Origin of the sequence: Colwellia sp. 5_MG-2023, from assembly GCF_030547795.1 — a bacterium.
Lineage (GTDB): Bacteria > Pseudomonadota > Gammaproteobacteria > Enterobacterales > Alteromonadaceae > Colwellia.
This window is the reverse complement of the sequence record NZ_JAUOPW010000041.1, coordinates 1-19,072: the sequence shown is the minus strand read 5'-3', so window position 1 is coordinate 19,072 and position 19,072 is coordinate 1. Positions and strand designations below refer to the sequence as shown.

The 19,072-nt window shown below is 38.1% G+C and carries 12 protein-coding genes, 1 tRNA gene and 1 pseudogene; all 14 read left to right on the top strand.

Annotated elements, in window-relative coordinates; all coding sequences use genetic code 11:
- Positions 1-861 precede the first annotated feature (861 nt).
- A complete protein-coding gene (locus Q4496_RS17235; protein ID WP_215972904.1) occupies positions 862-2,574 on the top strand; it encodes a potassium/proton antiporter in 1,713 nt (570 codons plus the stop codon).
- A 299-nt stretch (positions 2,575-2,873) separates the two neighbouring features.
- Positions 2,874-2,950, top strand: a tRNA-Trp gene (locus Q4496_RS17230).
- A gap of 71 nt (positions 2,951-3,021) precedes the next feature.
- Positions 3,022-3,405 carry a preprotein translocase subunit SecE gene (gene secE / locus Q4496_RS17225; protein ID WP_215972903.1) on the top strand — a complete coding sequence of 128 codons (384 nt, stop codon included), beginning with the start codon at positions 3,022-3,024 and terminating at the stop codon, positions 3,403-3,405.
- Positions 3,405-4,016, top strand: coding sequence for a transcription termination/antitermination protein NusG (gene nusG, locus Q4496_RS17220; protein WP_215972902.1), 612 nt, complete (start codon positions 3,405-3,407; stop codon positions 4,014-4,016). Before secE ends, nusG begins: the two co-directional genes overlap by 1 nt.
- A 253-nt stretch (positions 4,017-4,269) precedes the next feature.
- Complete coding sequence (gene rplK / locus Q4496_RS17215; protein ID WP_215972901.1) at positions 4,270-4,698, top strand: 50S ribosomal protein L11; 429 nt, start codon at positions 4,270-4,272, stop codon at positions 4,696-4,698.
- A 3-nt stretch (positions 4,699-4,701) separates the two neighbouring features.
- Complete coding sequence (gene rplA, locus Q4496_RS17210) at positions 4,702-5,400, top strand: 50S ribosomal protein L1 (protein WP_215972900.1); 699 nt, start codon at positions 4,702-4,704, stop codon at positions 5,398-5,400.
- Between the two features lie 346 nt (positions 5,401-5,746).
- Positions 5,747-6,241: a 50S ribosomal protein L10 gene (gene rplJ / locus Q4496_RS17205; protein WP_215972899.1), complete on the top strand. Its 495-nt coding sequence runs from the start codon at positions 5,747-5,749 to the stop codon at positions 6,239-6,241.
- A gap of 106 nt (positions 6,242-6,347) precedes the next feature.
- The gene (gene rplL, locus Q4496_RS17200) at positions 6,348-6,713 is read left to right on the top strand and encodes a 50S ribosomal protein L7/L12 (RefSeq protein ID WP_215972898.1); all 366 of its coding nucleotides are present in this window, start codon (positions 6,348-6,350) and stop codon (positions 6,711-6,713) included.
- Positions 6,714-6,959: 246 nt separating this feature from the next.
- On the top strand, positions 6,960-10,988 hold the full coding sequence (gene rpoB, locus Q4496_RS17195; RefSeq protein ID WP_215972897.1) for a DNA-directed RNA polymerase subunit beta: 4,029 nt from the start codon (positions 6,960-6,962) through the stop codon (positions 10,986-10,988).
- 114 nt (positions 10,989-11,102) lie between these two features.
- Positions 11,103-15,311, top strand: coding sequence for a DNA-directed RNA polymerase subunit beta' (rpoC, locus tag Q4496_RS17190; RefSeq protein WP_215972896.1), 4,209 nt, complete (start codon positions 11,103-11,105; stop codon positions 15,309-15,311).
- Positions 15,312-15,602: 291 nt separating this feature from the next.
- Positions 15,603-15,977 carry a 30S ribosomal protein S12 gene (rpsL, locus tag Q4496_RS17185; RefSeq protein WP_011045492.1) on the top strand — a complete coding sequence of 125 codons (375 nt, stop codon included), beginning with the start codon at positions 15,603-15,605 and terminating at the stop codon, positions 15,975-15,977.
- Between the two features lie 119 nt (positions 15,978-16,096).
- Positions 16,097-16,570: a 30S ribosomal protein S7 gene (rpsG, locus tag Q4496_RS17180; RefSeq protein ID WP_215972895.1), complete on the top strand. Its 474-nt coding sequence runs from the start codon at positions 16,097-16,099 to the stop codon at positions 16,568-16,570.
- A 241-nt stretch (positions 16,571-16,811) separates the two neighbouring features.
- Entirely contained in the window at positions 16,812-18,911 is a 2,100-nt protein-coding gene (gene fusA / locus Q4496_RS17175) for an elongation factor G (protein WP_303610904.1), read from the top strand.
- A gap of 87 nt (positions 18,912-18,998) precedes the next feature.
- Positions 18,999-19,072 (top strand): annotated as a pseudogene (locus Q4496_RS17170) (elongation factor Tu); the annotation flags it as partial.

Sequence of the window (19,072 nt, the reverse complement as noted above, 5' to 3'; positions counted from 1 at the left end):
CTTTATTGTAGTTAACCTGTTGGTTAGCGAACACAAAAGGTTAATGAATAAAAAAGGTCGCTTCTGCGGCCTTTTTTGTTTTTATTTATTTAATAATTAGTACAACGTGTTGTTAAATAGACACCTTGAATTTGGCCATTTTTTCTACGTATAAGATTGTTCACTTAATTAATAAAACGGGTATAACTCTCATCATAAGCTGGCCTCAATGTCTTAAAGGCAAATGAAATGCCAATATAATGGATTACTATATGCCGCTATTAATTGTCTTATCGTCACATTCTAATGATTGTATCTTTATTACTACTTACCTTATTTTTTTTATAGCTAACAGATTTATAGCTTAACTATTGGCAACTAATGACATGGAATATTACCTTGTTGATTTTGATAAAATATACCTTATATATGGACGTAGTGAGACGCAACTTAGAGCTGTAAAGTTGTAAATATAGATGTAGCCAAAGATACTTTTTGAAGAATGCCTTAATATTTTTCATTTGATTTATACGCTTTTATATAAGTGATATAACAAAATAAAATAAAATAAAATATTATGGTGGCACAATATTTGATAAAGTAGAGCTAGAGTGTTCCTCAGAAAATTAGCAATACAACTTAGTCATGAATGACTCAAACAAAGTCAAGTTGTGTAACATCTAAATAATCTAGTGTCTTACTTTTATCTTTGCATAGATTCATTTTTGATGGATATGTATTTTACCCATTTATCAATTTGATTGTTAAGACCAATACTGTAGTTATGTCATTAATTGGCTCAGTAAAGTTGTTCTTAGATGTAATATTTAATAATTTTTACAATAAATCATAGCTATTTAATGGCTACTAATGAGAGTAAATATGTTTTTAATCGACCAAATAATATTGTTATCAGCAGTTCTTATTTTACTTGGTATTATTTCGAGTAAGTTATCTGCTCGCTTAGGCTTACCTGTACTTGTACTATTTTTAATAGTCGGCATGCTAGCAGGTGAAGATGGCCCTGGAGGAATTTTCTTTGATAACGCGGATGCTGCTCATTCCTTAGGCACCTTAGCCTTAGCTATTATATTGTTTGATGGTGGGTTACAAACACCTTTTAAAGCGGTTAAACGTGTCTGGAAGCCTGCCTCTGCATTAGCTACTTTTGGCGTATTAATTACTGGTATCGTTACAGGGCTAGCCGCGGCTTATATTTTAGAGATACCGTTACTTCAAGGTATGTTACTTGGTGCAATCGTTGGTTCAACGGATGCAGCTGCTGTATTTTCATTACTGAGAAACGCAGGTATTCACCTGAATAAAAAGTTAAAAGCAACATTAGAAATTGAGAGTGCTTCAAACGATCCTATGGCAATATTTTTAACTGTTGGATTGTTAGAGGTACTTGTTAATGGCATGAAGCCAGGTACAGATTTATTCTTGATGTTTATATCTCAAATGGGGCTAGGCGCTGTTGTAGGACTGACTGTTGGTTGGCTTTCTGTTAAATTGATTAATCGTATTCAGTTAGTTTCAGCTGGTTTGTATCCAGTATTAGTCGCTGCTTGTGGTATGTTATCTTTTGGTATTACAGCTAATATTGGTGGTAGTGGATTTTTAGCTGTATTTATTACCGGTGTTGTTATCGGCAATAGTCGTTTTGTTTTCCAACGTAGTACTTTTCTCTTCCATGATGGTTTAGCCTGGCTAAGTCAAATAACCATGTTTGTTGTTTTAGGCTTATTAATAACGCCAACGTCTTTGTTAGATGTATGGTTTGAAGGTTTACTGATAGCCTTCGTCTTAATATTTGTTGCTAGGCCACTTGCTGTTATTCCTACGCTAGCATTATTTGGCTTTAATATGCGGGAAATTACGCTGGTTTCATGGGTTGGATTACGAGGCTCTGTACCGATAATATTAGCAATATTTCCTTTGATTTTTGGCTTGCCTGGTGCATCGCTTATTTTCAATGTGGTCTTTTTTGTTGTGCTTATTTCAGCGACCTTACAAGGCTCAAGTTTAGCTTGGATGGCGAAGAAGCTAAAATTAACCTTACCACCACCAGTAACTCCTGCAGCAACACTAGAGATTACTGCGCTTGGTGACGTAGATGCAGATATTGTGGAATATACGTTAGGCTCCAATTCTCCAGCTATAGGCCGACGTATTTCTCATTTAGCCCTTCCTGAGCATGCCGTTATGGCGATGATCACTCGATCAGGTAAAGTTATTGCACCACGAGGGTCAACACTTCTACAATCTGAAGATCAAATATTTATCGTATTAAAGCCAAGCATACGTGCATTTGTTGATTATGTTTTTTCAGGAAAACTTGATACTGAGAGTGAAGAATTACCGAATAGAGAATTAAAAGTTAAAGGGAATACTTGTGTTGACCATATAGGAAACTCTTACGGTATTGAAATTATGGGGGAAGGGCAAGCGACATTAGAACAACTAATTAAGTCAACCCTTGATACGGCACCCTTCATAGATGCTGTGGCACAATTAGAAAATATTCATTTATATGTTAGAGAAATGGTTGACCAGCGTATTATTACGGTGGGGATTGTAGTAAATGATAAGTAGTATTATAGGTTTAAGATGGTAAGTTTAGCTGCAGAAATTGAAAATTACTAAGATTGATTTAAGAGATATGAGCTATTTGTTACCCTTATAATTAGATATTTTAATGTTATTTTTTAACGTAAAGCCTAATTTTATATAGGACAGCTATCGATTATCTTGTAAATATCCCTTGAGTAAACTGATTGACTGAGTATAATAGCGCCTCACTTCTCGAGTATCTCTTAATTCCCAAAAAACTAAGATTCATCCGATAAGTGTAACTATTGCTTTAGTAGACGTTTAAATACTAAATGCATTGTAGGGGTGTAGTTCCAATTGGTAGAACAGCGGTCTCCAAAACCGATGGTTGGGAGTTCGAGTCTCTCCACCCCTGCCATATTGATAAAGGCTTCGCGTAAATCGCGTTTCTAAACAGTTTCACATTTGATGACAATTACGGATAGAAATATGAATGCAAGTACAGAAGAACAACCAAGTAACTCATTAGACGGTTTAAAATGGGGCATTATTGTCTTATTATTAATTGCCGCTATTGGTGGTAACTATTATTATGGTCAAGAATCAGTATTACTACGTGCTGTAGGAGTTGTAGTTGCTGTGGGTGTTGCAGGTTTAATTGCTATGCAAACATTAAAGGGTCGTACTGCTGTTGCATTTGCTAAAGAATCACGAACTGAAGTTCGTAAAGTCGTTTGGCCAACACGCCAAGAAGCTATCCAAACAACAGGTATTGTTTTAGTGGTTACATTATTAATGTCATTACTACTTTGGGGTTTAGATTCTGTTCTTTTCTGGGCGGTCGGCTTAATTACAGGTATGAAGGTATTATAATGTCTGAAGGTTTTATTGAAAATTCTGTTGATGGTAGCGAAGGCGAAGAGACAGAAGAAAAAGTTGTTAATCAAAATCCAAAGTTAAGATGGTATGTTGTACAGGCTTTCTCTGGTTATGAAGGTCGTGTTCAAAAAACATTAGTAGAGCATGTTGAAATCAATGGTCTACAAGAAAAGTTTGGTGAGATTCTAGTACCTACAGAAGAAGTAGTGGAAATGAGAGCTGGCCAAAAGCGTAAGAGTTCTCGTAAATTCTTTCCTGGTTACGTACTTGTTCACATGGAGCTTGATGACGAATCATGGCATTTAGTTAAAAGTGTTCCACGCGTATTAGGTTTTATTGGTGGTACTAAAGAAAGACCTGCACCGATAACTCAAAAAGAAGCGGATCGCATATTACAGCGTTTAGTTGATACTGATAAGCCTAAGCCTAAAACATTGTTTGAACCAGGCGAAGTTATTCGTGTTATTGACGGACCATTTGCAGACTTTAATGGTGTTGTTGAAGAACTTGATTATGAGAAGAATAGAATTAAAGTATCTGTACTTATTTTCGGTCGTTCAACACCGGTTGATCTTGAATTTGGTCAGGTAGAAAAAGGAAGCTAAGCTTCTTTATACATAATTATGAATAAAAAAACCAAAGCTCTGTCTTTGGTTTTTTGTTTTTATTAATTAGTCTTCGTCGAAAAGTACTTGAAACTTAGTGATTGATTAATATATAATCCGCTGCCGCGTTTTTTTAGCGCGGCCTAAATCAGCCTTTTTGAATAAATTAGGTTAAAATACGATTTAGTAAACAGGGAAGCGAAAACTGTTCGCAGTAATTTGCGTTAACTACCCACAATAAAGGTATTTTAAAATGGCTAAAAAAGTCCAAGCTTTAATCAAGCTACAAGTAGCTGCTGGTGCAGCTAACCCGTCACCACCGGTTGGTCCTGCATTAGGTCAACATGGTGTTAACATCATGGAATTCTGTAAAGCGTTTAACGCAAAAACAGATTCTTTAGAGAAAAATGCTCCGGTTCCAGTAGTAATTACTGTATATAATGACCGTTCATTTACTTTTGAAACTAAAACTCCACCTGCTGCTTATTTACTTCTAAAAGCTGCTGGTGTGAAAAGCGGCTCTGGTCGTCCTAACACAGAAAAAGTTGGTACTGTTACTACAGCACAACTTGAAGAAATCGTTAAGACAAAAGAACCTGATTTAACTGCTGGTTCATTAGAAGCTGCAGTGCGTACCATTGCGGGCTCTGCTCGTTCAATGGGTTTAGTGGTAGAGGACTAATCAATGGCTAAATTATCAAAACGCGCTCGTCTTATCCGTGAAAAAGTAGACGTAACAAAAGAATATGATATCACTGAAGCAGTTGCTTTATTAAAAGAATTTGCTACAGCAAAATTCCGCGAAAGCGTAGATGTTGCTGTAAACCTTGGTATTGATGCTCGTAAATCAGATCAAAACGTTCGTGGTGCTGCAGTATTACCAAATGGTACGGGCCGTGATGTACGTGTTGCTGTATTTACACAAGGTGCAAATGCAGAAAAAGCTAAAGAAGCTGGTGCTGACGTAGTTGGTATGGAAGATTTAGCTGAGCTAGTTAAAAAAGGCGAAATGAACTTTGATGTTGTAATCGCTTCTCCAGACGCTATGCGTGTTGTTGGTCAACTAGGTCAAATCTTAGGCCCACGTGGTTTAATGCCTAACCCTAAAGTTGGTACTGTAACTCCTGATGTAGCTGGCGCTGTTAAAAACGCTAAGTCTGGTCAAGTTCGTTACCGCAACGACAAGAACGGTATCATCCATACTACTATTGGTAAGGCTGATTTCGAACCTGCACAGTTACAAGAAAACCTAGAGTTTTTGTTAGATGCACTTAAAAAAGCAAAACCAGCAAATGCTAAAGGTCAATATCTTAAAAAAGTTTCTCTTTCAACTACTATGGGTGCCGGCGTAGCCGTTAACCAAGCTAGTTTATCGCAAGCTTAATATTGATAAAGTAGGGCTTTTTGATTGAAGCTTTACAAAGGCGAAATTATAATCTATAATTTCGCCCCTTAAATTTTGGTAGGAGTTATATTGCTGTTTTTTAGATGAAAATCTTTTAAATTCAATGATATAACCCCCGTCCAAGACCGTAGGAGTTTTTATTGAATAGGTTTTCCTTCTGGAATTCCGATGAAGATTAAAACTTAATATTTCCTACGTAGATGGTGATTACCCAGATATTTTTTCCTTAAATTCTGGTCCTCGCCGTAATGGCCTAGTATACAATTATGTATTCTAGGGATTGTAAATACCGGCATAAACCCCGGTGAACCAGGAGTTAAAGCCAATGGCTATCAATCTTGATGACAAAAAAGCAATTGTTGCTGAAGTTCAAGAAGCTGCCGCTGGCGCTCAATCAGTTGTTATTGCGGATGCCCGCGGTGTAACAGTTGAAGCAATTACAGTGCTACGTAAGCAAGCACGTGAGAATGGCGTATGGATGAAAGTTGTCCGTAACACATTAGCACGTCGTGCAGTAGCTGGTACTGAATTTGAATGTGTTGATGACACATTTAAAGGACCTACATTAATTGCATTTTCAAACGAACATCCAGGTGCTGCTGCACGTTTATTCACTGATTTCGCTAAAACTAACGAAAAATTTGAATTAAAAGCAGCTGCATTTGAAGGTAATGTTGTAGACGTAAATATGTTAGCTAAGCTACCTACTTACGACGAAGCTATTGCCCGTTTAATGAGCGCTATGAAAGAAGCATCTGCAGGCAAATTAGTCCGCACGATTGCTGCAGTTCGCGATCAGAAAGAACAAGAAGCTGCATAGGTTATTTAAGTTTATTGCTTAAAACCAAGCTTTTTGTATTTATAGTTATTTCAAACAGTATTTTTTATAAAAAAAATCTGTTTAATTAAAATTAGGAAATTATAGTATGTCTATTTCAAAAGACGATATCTTAAACGCAGTTGCTGAAATGTCAGTAATGGACGTTGTTGCATTAATCGAAGCAATGGAAGAAAAATTCGGCGTATCAGCTGCTGCAGCTGTTGCTGTTGCTGGCGGTGACGCTGGTGGTTCTGCTGAAGAACAAAGTGAATTTGACGTTGTTTTAACTGGCTTCGGTGAGAAGAAAGTTGCAGTAATCAAAGCAGTTCGTGGCGCTACAGGTTTAGGCCTTAAAGAAGCTAAAGACTTAGTTGAAGCTCTTGGTACGCTTAAAGAAGGCGTAGATAAAGCTGAAGCAGAAGAGCTTAAGAAAACTCTTGAAGAAGCTGGTGCTTCTGTTGAGATCAAATAGTCTGTTAATAAACAGATTATTTGCCTGAAAAGGCATGGCTGGTGATTTAAACGTCACCGGCCTTTTTGCGCTTTTTATTGCTAGAAAAACATAATATGTTTTTTTAAGAAAACAGTGCATTATTAAGTGTTAGATGACTTTTGATCATCTAGTAATGTTTAGACGTAAACATTATCTAAATAACCTGTCTATGTAAGGAAAACTTACAAGGCAGATTTGGCCATAACCAGCAAGCTGAGGAACCCCATGGCTTACTCATACTTTGAGAAAAAGCGAATTAGAAAGGACTTTGGTAAAAGTGCACAAGTAATGGAATATCCATTTTTGTTGTCCATTCAACTCGATTCTTTCCGCAAGTTTATTGATATTGATACCACAGGTGAAACCGGTCTAGAGGCTGCTTTCCGTTCTATTTTCCCAATTAAAGCTTATTCAGGTAGCTCAGAATTACAATATGTAAGCTATCGTTTAGGTGAACCGTTATTTGATGTTAAAGAATGTCAAATACGTGGTGTAACTTATTCTGCACCGCTACGCGTTAAATTACGTTTAGTGGTTTACGATAAAGAAGCTCCGGCAGGTACTGTAAAAGATATCAAAGAACAAGAAGTGTACATGGGTGAAATCCCGTTGATGACAGATAACGGTACTTTTGTAATTAATGGTACTGAGCGTGTTATCGTTTCACAATTACACCGTTCTCCTGGTGTATTCTTTGATCACGATAAAGGTAAAACGCATTCATCGGGTAAAGTTTTATATAACGCACGCGTTATTCCTTACCGTGGTTCATGGTTAGATTTTGAATTTGATCCAAAAGATAATTTATTTGTTCGTATCGATAGACGTCGTAAATTACCAGCGTCAATCATGCTACGTGCATTAGAATATTCTACAGAAGAAATTTTAGATATTTTCTATGACACAACTAACTTTGTTATCAAAGGTGATAAGTTGGTCATGGATCTTATTCCTGATCGTCTTCGTGGTGAAACTGCTACATTCGACATTTCAATTAAGAAAGGTGAAGTATTAGTTGAATCAGGTCGTCGTATCACTGCACGACACATTCGTTCTTTAGAAAAAGCAAAAATTGATAAATTAGAAGTACCAGCTGAATATATTGTTGGTAAAGTTTTATCAAAAGCTTATATCGACAAGTCTACGGGTGAAGTTGTTGCTGAAGCAAATGCTGAATTAACGTTGGAGTTATTAGCAGAGCTTAGCCAAGCAGGTCATAAAACAATATCTACTTTATATATGAATGAATTCGATGTTGGTTCATATATGTCAGATACGTTACGTGTTGATAGCTCAACTAACCGCTTAGAAGCGTTAGTTGAAATTTACCGTATGATGCGCCCAGGCGAGCCACCGACAAAAGATGCAGCAGATACATTATTTAATAATTTATTCTTCGCTTCTGAACGTTATGACTTATCTACTGTAGGTCGTATGAAGTTTAACCGTCGTGTTGGTAATGCTGATGATATCGGTTCTGGTATTTTATCTAAAGAAGATATTGTTTCAGTAATGAAAACCTTAATCGACATTCGTGACGGTAAAGGTGAAGTTGATGATATCGATCATTTAGGTAACCGTCGTATTCGCTCTGTTGGTGAAATGGCTGAAAACCAATTCCGTGTAGGTTTAGTTCGTGTTGAGCGTGCTGTACGTGAACGTTTAAGTCTTGGTGACTTAGATGCAATCATGCCACAAGATTTAATCAACGCTAAACCAATTTCTGCGGCAGTGAAAGAGTTCTTTGGCTCTTCACAGTTGTCTCAGTTTATGGATCAAAACAACCCGTTATCAGAGGTAACGCATAAGCGTCGTATTTCTGCATTAGGTCCAGGTGGTTTAACGCGTGAACGTGCTGGTTTTGAAGTACGAGATGTACATCCAACGCATTACGGTCGTGTTTGTCCAATCGAAACGCCAGAGGGTCCAAACATTGGTTTGATCAACTCGCTTTCTTGTTACGCACGTACTAATGATTTTGGTTTCTTAGAAACTCCATACCGCAAAGTTATTGACGGTGTAGTGACTAATGATATTGATTATTTATCAGCAATTGAAGAGGGTAACTTTGTTATCGCTCAGGCAAACGCTGTAAATGACGCAGATAATAAGTTAACTGAAGACTTAGTTAACTGTCGTCATAAAAATGAATTTACATTAAAAGCACCTGCTGAAGTTCAGTATATGGATGTATCGCCACAACAAATTATTTCTGTTGCTGCGTCACTTATTCCATTCCTTGAACACGATGATGCTAACCGTGCTTTGATGGGATCGAACATGCAACGTCAAGCAGTACCAACACTTATCGTAGATAAGCCGTTAGTTGGTACTGGTATGGAAAAAGTTGTAGCAGTTGATTCTGGTGTTACAGCCGTAGCTAAACGTGGTGGTGTAGTCAGTTATGTTGATGCTTCACGTATTGTTGTTAAAGTTAATGAAAAAGAAATGCATGCTGGTGAAGCCGGTATTGATATTTATAACTTAACTAAATATACACGTTCTAACCAAAACACTTGTATCAACCAACGTCCAGTGTGTCGTATGGGTGAACCTGTTGTACGTGGTGATGTATTAGCTGATGGTCCTTCTACAGATATGGGTGAATTGGCTTTAGGTCAAAACATGCGTATCGCTTTCATGCCTTGGAATGGTTACAACTTTGAAGATTCAATGTTGTTATCTGAGCGTGTAGCAATTGAAGACAGATTTACTACTATTCATATTCAAGAACTAACGTGTATCGCTCGTGATACTAAATTAGGATCAGAAGAAATTACTGCTGATATTCCTAATGTTGGTGAGTCAGCGTTATCTAAATTAGATGAAGCTGGTGTTGTTTATATTGGTGCTGAAGTTAATGGCGGTGATATTTTAGTGGGTAAAGTTACTCCTAAAGGTGAAACGCAATTAACACCAGAAGAAAAACTTTTACGTGCAATTTTTGGTGAGAAAGCGGCTGATGTTAAAGACAGCTCTTTACGTGTACCAAATTCAGTAAAAGGTACTATCATTGATGTTCAAATATTTACGCGCGACGGTGTTGAAAAAGATGCTCGTGCAGTAGAAATTGAAGAAATGCAACTTAGAGAAGTTAAGAAAGATCTTGGCGATGAACTAAGCATTTTAGAAGATGGTATTTACGCACGTACTAAGAAATTATTATTGTCTGCAGGCTTAAGTGAATCAGATTTAACTTCAATGTCTCGTGATAAGTGGTTAACGCAAAACTTATCTAATGAAGAACAACAAGCTGAACTTGAACAAATTGCTGAGCAATACGACAACATTAAAGAAGATTTCGATAAGAAGTTTGAAGTTAAACGTCGTAAGATCACGCAAGGTGATGATTTACAACCAGGCGTATTAAAAATAGTTAAAGTTTATTTAGCTGTTAAACGTCGTATTCAGCCAGGTGATAAAATGGCTGGTCGTCATGGTAACAAAGGTGTTATTTCAAACGTAGTACCTGTTGAAGATATGCCATACGATCAATACGGTGTGCCAGTAGATGTAGTGCTTAACCCATTAGGTGTTCCATCACGTATGAACATCGGTCAGATTTTAGAAACTCATTTAGGTATGGCGTGTCGCGGTATCGGTGAAAAAATCAATCGTATGTTAGAAGCACAACAAGAAATTCATAAACTACGTAACTTCCTTCAAGAAGTTTACAATGTCGGTGAATCTCGTCAAGAAGTTGATGTTGCTAGTTTCTCTGATGATGAAGTATTGCGTTTAGCCGGTAACTTGCGTGCAGGTTTACCGATTGCAACACCAGCATTTGATGGCGCTGCAGAAAAAGAAATTAAAGAGTTATTTAAACTTGCAGATATGCCTCAAAGTGGTCAGTTTACATTAACTGATGGACGTACAGGTCGTGAGTTTGAACGTCCTGTAACTGTTGGCTACATGTATATGTTGAAACTAAACCATTTAGTTGATGACAAAATGCATGCGCGTTCAACTGGTTCATACTCATTAGTAACTCAGCAACCACTTGGTGGTAAAGCTCAGTTCGGTGGCCAGCGTTTTGGTGAGATGGAAGTATGGGCACTAGAAGCATATGGTGCAGCTTATACTCTACAAGAAATGCTAACGGTTAAGTCTGATGATGTTGCTGGTCGTACTAAGATGTATAAAAACTTAGTTGATGGTGATCATCGTATGGATCCGGGTATTCCTGAGTCATTCAATGTATTACTTAAAGAAATTCGTTCTTTAGGTATAAATATTGAACTAGACTTAGATTAGGCTCTAAGTAATAAGTAGCTGACCACAGGTTATTAACATAACCTGTGACGCAGTAAGGGGAGAAGGTAAGATATTTACCTTCTTCTAGAGATTTAACTCCGACAGGAGAATAGTGTGAAAGATTTACTTAAGTTTCTTAAGCAACAAAATCAAACAGAAGATTTTGATGGTATTCGCATCGGTCTAGCATCGCCGGACTTGGTACGTTCTTGGTCATTTGGTGAAGTTAAAAAGCCTGAAACCATTAACTATCGTACGTTTAAACCAGAACGTGATGGTTTATTTTGTGCGCGTATTTTTGGACCAGTAAAAGACTATGAATGTCTTTGTGGTAAATACAAGCGTTTAAAACATCGCGGTGTTATCTGTGAGAAATGTGGCGTTGAGGTTACCTTAACTAAAGTTCGTCGTGAACGTATGGGGCATATTGAATTAGCTAGCCCTGTTGCGCATATTTGGTTTTTAAAATCATTACCTTCGCGTATTGGTTTATTACTTGATATGACGTTACGTGATATTGAACGTGTGCTTTATTTCGAATCTTATGTTGTTACCGAACCAGGTATGACAACACTAGAAAAAAGCCAAATTTTAACGGAAGAAGAGTATCTTGATGCGTTAGAAGAACATGGTGATGAATTCGATGCCCTAATGGGTGCTGAAGCGGTATTAGCTTTACTACAACAAATTGATCTTGACGGTGAAGTAGCGCAGATGCGTGAAGAATTGCCAGAGATTGGTAGTGAGACTAAACGTAAGAAAATTACTAAGCGTTTAAAATTAATGGAAGCATTCGCTGCTTCAGGCAATAAGCCTGAGTGGATGATTATGAATGTTCTACCTATTTTACCGCCTGATTTACGTCCATTAGTACCACTAGATGGCGGTCGTTTCGCGACTTCAGATCTTAATGATCTTTACCGTCGTGTTATTAACCGTAACAATCGTTTAAAACGTCTTCTAGACTTAGTTGCTCCAGATATTATCGTACGTAACGAAAAACGTATGTTACAAGAATCTGTTGATGCACTTTTAGATAACGGTCGTCGTGGTCGTGCTATTACTGGTTCTAACAAACGTCCTCTTAAATCACTTGCCGATATGATTAAAGGTAAGCAAGGTCGTTTCCGTCAAAACTTACTTGGTAAGCGTGTAGATTACTCAGGTCGTTCTGTAATCACTGTTGGTCCAACATTGAAATTACATCAATGTGGTTTACCAAAGAAAATGGCATTGGAATTATTCAAACCATTTATCTACGGTGTATTAGAGCGTCGTGGTTTAGCGACAACTATCAAAGCAGCTAAGAAATTAGTTGAACGTGAAGGCGCTGAAGTTTGGGATGTACTTGATGAAGTAATCCGTGAACATCCAGTAATGCTTAACCGTGCACCAACATTGCATAGATTAGGTATCCAAGCGTTTGAACCAGTGCTAATTGAAGGTAAAGCAATTCATCTTCACCCATTAGTTTGTGCGGCATACAATGCCGATTTCGATGGTGACCAAATGGCGGTACATGTACCGTTGACAATCGAAGCACAAATGGAAGCACGTACGTTGATGATGTCAACTAACAACGTATTAGCGCCAGCAAATGGTGAGCCAATCATCGTTCCATCACAAGATGTTGTATTAGGTCTTTATTACCTAACACGTGATCGTGTGAATGGTTTAGGTGAAGGTATGGTATTTGTTGATACTAAAGAAGCTGAAAAAGCTTACCGTACCGGCGCAGCTGAGCTTCATGCACGTGTTAAAATTCGTATTACTGAGCATGTTAAAAATGCGAATGGCGAATTCGAAGAAAAAGTTAGTTTACGTGATACTACTGTAGGTCGTGCTATTTTATGGCAAGTTTGTCCTAAAGGTTTACCATATGACGTTATTGATCAACCGTTAGCTAAAAAAGCTATCTCAAAGTTGATTAACCATGCTTATCGTAACCTTGGTTTAAAAGATACTGTAATATTCGCTGACCATATTATGTATACAGGTTTCCATTATGCAATGATCGCTGGTGCTTCTGTTGGTATCGACGATATGGTTATTCCTGATGCTAAGTACACTATCATTGAAGATTCAGAAGCTGAAGTTGCTGAAATTCAAGCACAGTTTGACCAAGGTCTTGTTACTGCTGGTGAGAAATACAACAAAGTTATTGATATTTGGTCGTCTGCGAACGAAAAAGTATCTAAAGCGATGATGGATAACTTATCAAAAGAGCAAATCCTAAACCGTGATGGTGTAATGGAAGAGCAAGATTCATTTAACTCTATCTTTATGATGGCTGACTCCGGTGCTCGTGGTAGTGCTGCACAGATTCGTCAGTTAGCGGGTATGCGTGGCTTGATGGCTAAACCAGATGGTTCAATCATCGAAACACCAATCAAAGCTAACTTCCGTGAAGGTTTGAATGTATCTGAATACTTCATCTCAACACATGGTGCGCGTAAAGGTTTGGCCGATACGGCACTTAAAACAGCTAACTCGGGTTACTTAACTCGTCGTTTAGTTGATGTTGCACAAGATTTAGTAGTAACAGAGCACGACTGTGGTACAGAAGATGGCTTATTAATGACGCCATTGATTGAAGGTGGTGATGTTGTTGAGCCGTTACGTGAGCGTGTGTTAGGTCGTGTAGTTTGTGAAGATGTATTAATTCCAAACACTGATGAAGTATTACTTCCTCGTAACACGTTAATAGATGAAGCTTTGTGTGATGTTATTGAAGAGAATTCAGTAGATCAAATAAAAGTACGTTCAATTATTACTTGTAAAACAGATTTTGGTATTTGTGCATATTGTTACGGCCGTGATTTGGCTCGTGGTCATATGATTAACCAAGGTGAAGCAATTGGTGTTGTGGCAGCACAATCAATTGGTGAACCAGGTACTCAGCTTACCATGCGTACATTCCATATCGGTGGTGCAGCATCAAGAGCTTCTGCTGAAAACAGCGTACAAGTTAACAATTCAGGTACATTGAAGTTACAAAATGCTAAATTTGTTACTAACTCAGATAAGCATCTTGTTATTACTTCACGTTCATCAGAACTTACCGTTATTGATGAAATGGGTCGTGTAACTGAAAACTACAAAGTACCTTACGGTGCTGTACTTTCTAAGAATGATGGCGAAGCTGTTACTGCTGGCGATACTATTGCCAACTGGGATCCGCATACTCATCCAATCATTACTGAAGTAAAAGGTAAAGTACAGTTTGTTGATTTGATTGATGGCGTAACTATGGTTCGTCAAACAGATGAATTAACTGGTTTATCAAGCATTGTTATTACTGAAGCTGCACAACGTAGCGCTAGTGGTAAAGAAATGCGTCCAGCATTGAAACTAGTCGATGCTAAAGGTAAAGATGTAATGATCGCGGGTACTGAAATTCCAGCACTTTACTATTTACCAGGTAATGCAATCGTTAACCTTGAAGATGGTGCCGATGTAAGTATTGGTGATGCGTTAGCTCGTATACCACAAGCAAGTTCGAAAACTCGTGATATCACGGGTGGTCTTCCTCGTGTTGCTGATTTATTTGAAGCGCGTAAACCTAAACTACCTGCTATCCTTGCAGAGAAAACAGGTGTTATTGGCTTCGGTAAAGAAACCAAAGGTAAAGTGCGTTTATTAATCACTCAACCTAGCGGAGAAGTATACGAAGAGATGATACCTAAAACACGTCAATTAAACGTGTTTGAAGGTGAGCAAGTGGCTAAAGGTGAAGTTATTGCCGATGGTCCAGAGTCTCCACATGATATCTTACGTTTACGTGGTGTTGCTCCTGTAGCAAACTATATCGTAAACGAAGTACAAGAAGTATACCGCTTACAGGGTGTTAAGATTAACGATAAGCATATCGAAGTTATCGTACGTCAAATGATCCGTAAGTGTGAAATTCTTGATGCGGGTGATAGTGAGTTCCTTAAAGGTGAGCAAGTTGAAGTGGCGCGCGTTAATATCGCAAACCGTGAACTTGAAGAGCAAGGCAAACAGCCTGCTGAATATGAAATGCAAATGATGGGTATTACTAAAGCATCATTGGCAACTGAATCATTCATTTCAGCTGCATCTTTCCAAGAAACGACTCGTGTACTTACTGAAGCAGCTGTTGCTGGTAAGAAAGATGGCTTACGTGGCTTGAAAGAAAACGTTATTGTTGGTCGCTTAATTCCTGCAGGTACAGGTTATGCTTATCATCAAGAACGTGCTAAAGCCAAAGCAGCTTTTGACGCACATGAAGATACTACAGTATCTGCTGATGATGCTGAAAAAGCGTTAGCTGATGCTTTAAGTGCAGACTTAGGCTCGTAATAAGTTAATACTAATCATCTAGAGTTGAACAGACTGTTTAGCTTTTAAAATGATAAATATTAAATAAAAAACCGTACTCTTTTGAGTGCGGTTTTTTTATGCCTATAGTTACCCGAAACCTCACTAATAACTTGACACTTAGGCCATTGACCTATAGAATTTCGCGACCTTATATTCTGTGCCTAGTAGACATTGAATTTTAAGGTAAGATTATTTCACGTTTATTAGCGGGTGATTTGGCAAACTTAGTCAATAAAAATTACCCATTGTTTTATCTAATCAGGAGCTATAATGGCAACTATTAACCAACTAGTACGTAAACCACGTGTTAGACAAGTAACAAAAAGTAACGTTCCGGCGTTACAAGCTTGTCCACAACGTCGTGGCGTTTGTACTCGTGTGTACACAACTACACCAAAAAAACCTAACTCAGCATTACGTAAAGTAGCTCGTGTTCGTTTAACTAACGGCTTCGAAGTAACTTCATACATCGGTGGTGAAGGTCATAACTTACAAGAGCATAGCGTGATTTTAATCCGTGGTGGTCGTGTTAAAGATTTACCAGGTGTGCGTTATCACACCGTTCGTGGCGCGCTAGATTGTTCTGGTGTAAGCGATAGAAGACAAGGCCGTTCTAAATACGGTGCTAAACGACCTAAATCTTAAGTTTTCCCCTCTTTATCTACTTGGTAGATAAAAGATGAGAAACGTTAAGTAAGGCCAAATTAACAAATTTTTAAAATTTATATATTTTGGGTAAAACCTGAATAACACGGAGAATTAAGATGCCAAGAAGACGCGTCGTAGGGCAACGTAAAATATTGCCAGATCCTAAGTTCCATAACGAACTTTTAGCAAAATTCATCAACATCCTTATGGTTGATGGTAAAAAATCTACTGCAGAAAAAATTGTTTACGGTGCATTAGACATTTTAACTGAAAAAAATACTGAGAAAACTCATTTAGAGATGTTCGAAGAAGCATTAGATAACATCCGTCCACAAGTCGAAGTTAAATCTCGTCGTGTTGGTGGTTCAACTTATCAAGTGCCAGTTGAAGTACGTCCAGTGCGTCGTAATGCACTAGCCATGCGTTGGTTAGTTGAAGCAGCTCGTAAACGTGGTGAAAAATCAATGGCTCAGCGCCTAGCTAACGAAATGTTAGATGCGTCTGACAGCAAAGGTTCAGCGGTTAAGAAACGTGAAGACGTTCACCGTATGGCTGAAGCTAACAAAGCATTCGCTCACTACCGCTGGTAATAACCAAGTACTGTTTGAATGTAATGCTTACTTAAAGACTTATCTTTGGGTAAGCACATGGCTAGCAAGATTATTCTTGCTAGCCATACTTGTTTTTACAATATGTGTTTTTTATCATAGTTAAATAAATTAAGTGTTTACGCAATTAAATGTTTAATTGATTTAATTATTTAACCTGAACTCGGTTTAAGATATTTAATTTAACTTTTAAGTAAATTAATAACTGCAAGAGGAATTAAAATTGGCCCGTATAACCCCTATAGAGCGCTATCGTAATATCGGTATTTGTGCGCATGTAGATGCAGGTAAAACGACAACCACGGAACGTATATTATTTTATACTGGTTTATCACATAAAATTGGTGAAGTTCACGACGGTGCCGCAACTACAGACTGGATGGAGCAAGAGCAAGAGCGTGGTATAACTATCACCTCTGCCGCAATCACTTGTTTCTGGAAGGGGATGGAAGCACAATTTGATGATCATCATATCAATATTATTGATACGCCTGGTCACGTTGATTTTACGATTGAAGTTGAGCGTTCACTACGTGTGCTTGATGGTGCTGTACTTGTGTTATGTGGTTCATCTGGTGTTCAGCCACAAACAGAAACTGTTTGGCGTCAAATGGAAAAATATGAAGTACCTCGCATAGTATTCGTTAATAAAATGGATAGAACAGGTGCTAACTTTTTCTCAGTTGTAGAACAACTTAAAACGCGTTTAGGTGCTAATGCTGTGCCTATCTATATTCCCATTGGTGCTGAAGATGACTTTCAAGGTATTGTTGACCTTGTTAAAATGAAAGCTATCAACTGGAATGAAGATGATCATGGTATGACTTTCAGCTATGAAGATATTCCAACTGATTTACAGGATATTGCTGAAGAGTGGCGTGACAATTTAGTATCTGAAGCTGCTGAAGCTAATGATGACTTAATGGATAAATACCTTGAAGAAGGTGATTTAACTGAAGATGAAATAAAAGTAGGTTTACGCGCTAGAACTATTTCGAATGAGATCATTTTATGTGGCTGTGGCAGTGCTTTTAAAAATAAAGGTGTGCAAGCGGTACTAGATGCGGTTATTGAATACTTACCTTCGCCTACAGAAGTAGCAGCGATTACTGGTATTAATGATGATAAAGATGAAACAGAAGGAACTCGTCCAGCAGATGACAGTGCACCATTTTCAGCACTGGCTTTTAAAATTGCGACTGATCCCTTTGTTGGAACATTAACTTTCTTCCGTGTATATTCAGGTGTAGTGAAGACTGGAGATAGTGTTTATAATCCCGTTAAAGGCAAAAAAGAACGTTTCGGCCGTATTGTTCAAATGCATGCAAATGACAGAAAAGAAATTCAAGAAGTGCGTGCGGGTGATATTGCTGCAGCAATAGGTTTGAAAGATGTGACTACGGGTGATACTTTATGTGACGGTGGAAATGTAATTACACTTGAGCGTATGGAGTTTCCTGAACCGGTTATTTCGGTTGCAGTAGAGCCTAGAACACTTGCAGCCCAAGAAAAAATGGGTATTGCATTAGGTAAACTGGCTGCAGAAGATCCGTCATTTAAAGTGGCAACGGATGACGAAACTGGACAAACAATTATATCAGGTATGGGTGAGCTACACTTAGATATTCTTGTTGAGCGTATGAAGCGTGAATTTGGCGTTGAATGTAATGTTGGTAATCCACAAGTTTCTTACCGAGAAACAATTCGCAGTACGGTTGAAGTTGAAGGTAAATTTGTTCGTCAATCAGGTGGTAAAGGACAATATGGTCATGTTTGGTTGAAAATGGAGCCAAATGAAGAAGGTGCTGGTTTCGAGTTTGTTAACGAAATCGTTGGCGGTACTGTACCAAAAGAATTTATCCCTGCGATCGAAAAAGGTTGTAAAGAGCAAATGGACAGTGGTGTTGTCGCTGGTTATCCATTATTAGATATAAAGGTTACACTTTATGATGGCTCTTTTCATGATGTCGACTCTAACGAGATGGCATTTAAAGTCGCTGCATCTATGGGCTTTAGAAAAGGGGCGCTTGAAGCGAATCCTGTTATCTTAGAGCCGATAATGAAAGTTGAAGTAACTACACCTGAAGCCAATATGGGTGATGTTGTAGGGGATTTAAACCGCCGTCGAGGTATTATTGACGGTATGGACGAAGGTCCAGCAGGTTCGAAAATTGTAAATGCATTGGTACCCTTAGCCGAAATGTTCGGTTATGCTACCGACTTGCGTAGTGCTACACAAGGTCGTGCATCTTACTCTATGGAGTTTCAGCAGTATAATGAAGCACCGAAATTGGTAGCACAAAAAATAATGGAAACTCGTTAGGGTTCCATTAATGATTTACAACAAGCGCGGTCGTTTTGACTGTTGCTTTTATTTTTTATAGCAAAGAAACTTTAAGGTAATTGAAAAATGGCTAAAGAAAAATTTGAACGTAATAAACCGCATGTTAACGTTGGTACAATCGGTCACGTTGATCACGGTAA

Coding starts and splice junctions, on each gene's coding strand:
- Q4496_RS17235 (WP_215972904.1), top strand. CDS start 862: ATGTTTTTAATCGACCAAATAATATTGTTATCAGCAGTTCTTATTTTA.
- secE (WP_215972903.1), top strand. CDS start 3,022: ATGAATGCAAGTACAGAAGAACAACCAAGTAACTCATTAGACGGTTTA.
- rplL (WP_215972898.1), top strand. CDS start 6,348: ATGTCTATTTCAAAAGACGATATCTTAAACGCAGTTGCTGAAATGTCA.
- rpoB (WP_215972897.1), top strand. CDS start 6,960: ATGGCTTACTCATACTTTGAGAAAAAGCGAATTAGAAAGGACTTTGGT.
- rplA (WP_215972900.1), top strand. CDS start 4,702: ATGGCTAAATTATCAAAACGCGCTCGTCTTATCCGTGAAAAAGTAGAC.
- rplK (WP_215972901.1), top strand. CDS start 4,270: ATGGCTAAAAAAGTCCAAGCTTTAATCAAGCTACAAGTAGCTGCTGGT.
- rpsG (WP_215972895.1), top strand. CDS start 16,097: ATGCCAAGAAGACGCGTCGTAGGGCAACGTAAAATATTGCCAGATCCT.
- rpsL (WP_011045492.1), top strand. CDS start 15,603: ATGGCAACTATTAACCAACTAGTACGTAAACCACGTGTTAGACAAGTA.
- nusG (WP_215972902.1), top strand. CDS start 3,405: ATGTCTGAAGGTTTTATTGAAAATTCTGTTGATGGTAGCGAAGGCGAA.
- rplJ (WP_215972899.1), top strand. CDS start 5,747: ATGGCTATCAATCTTGATGACAAAAAAGCAATTGTTGCTGAAGTTCAA.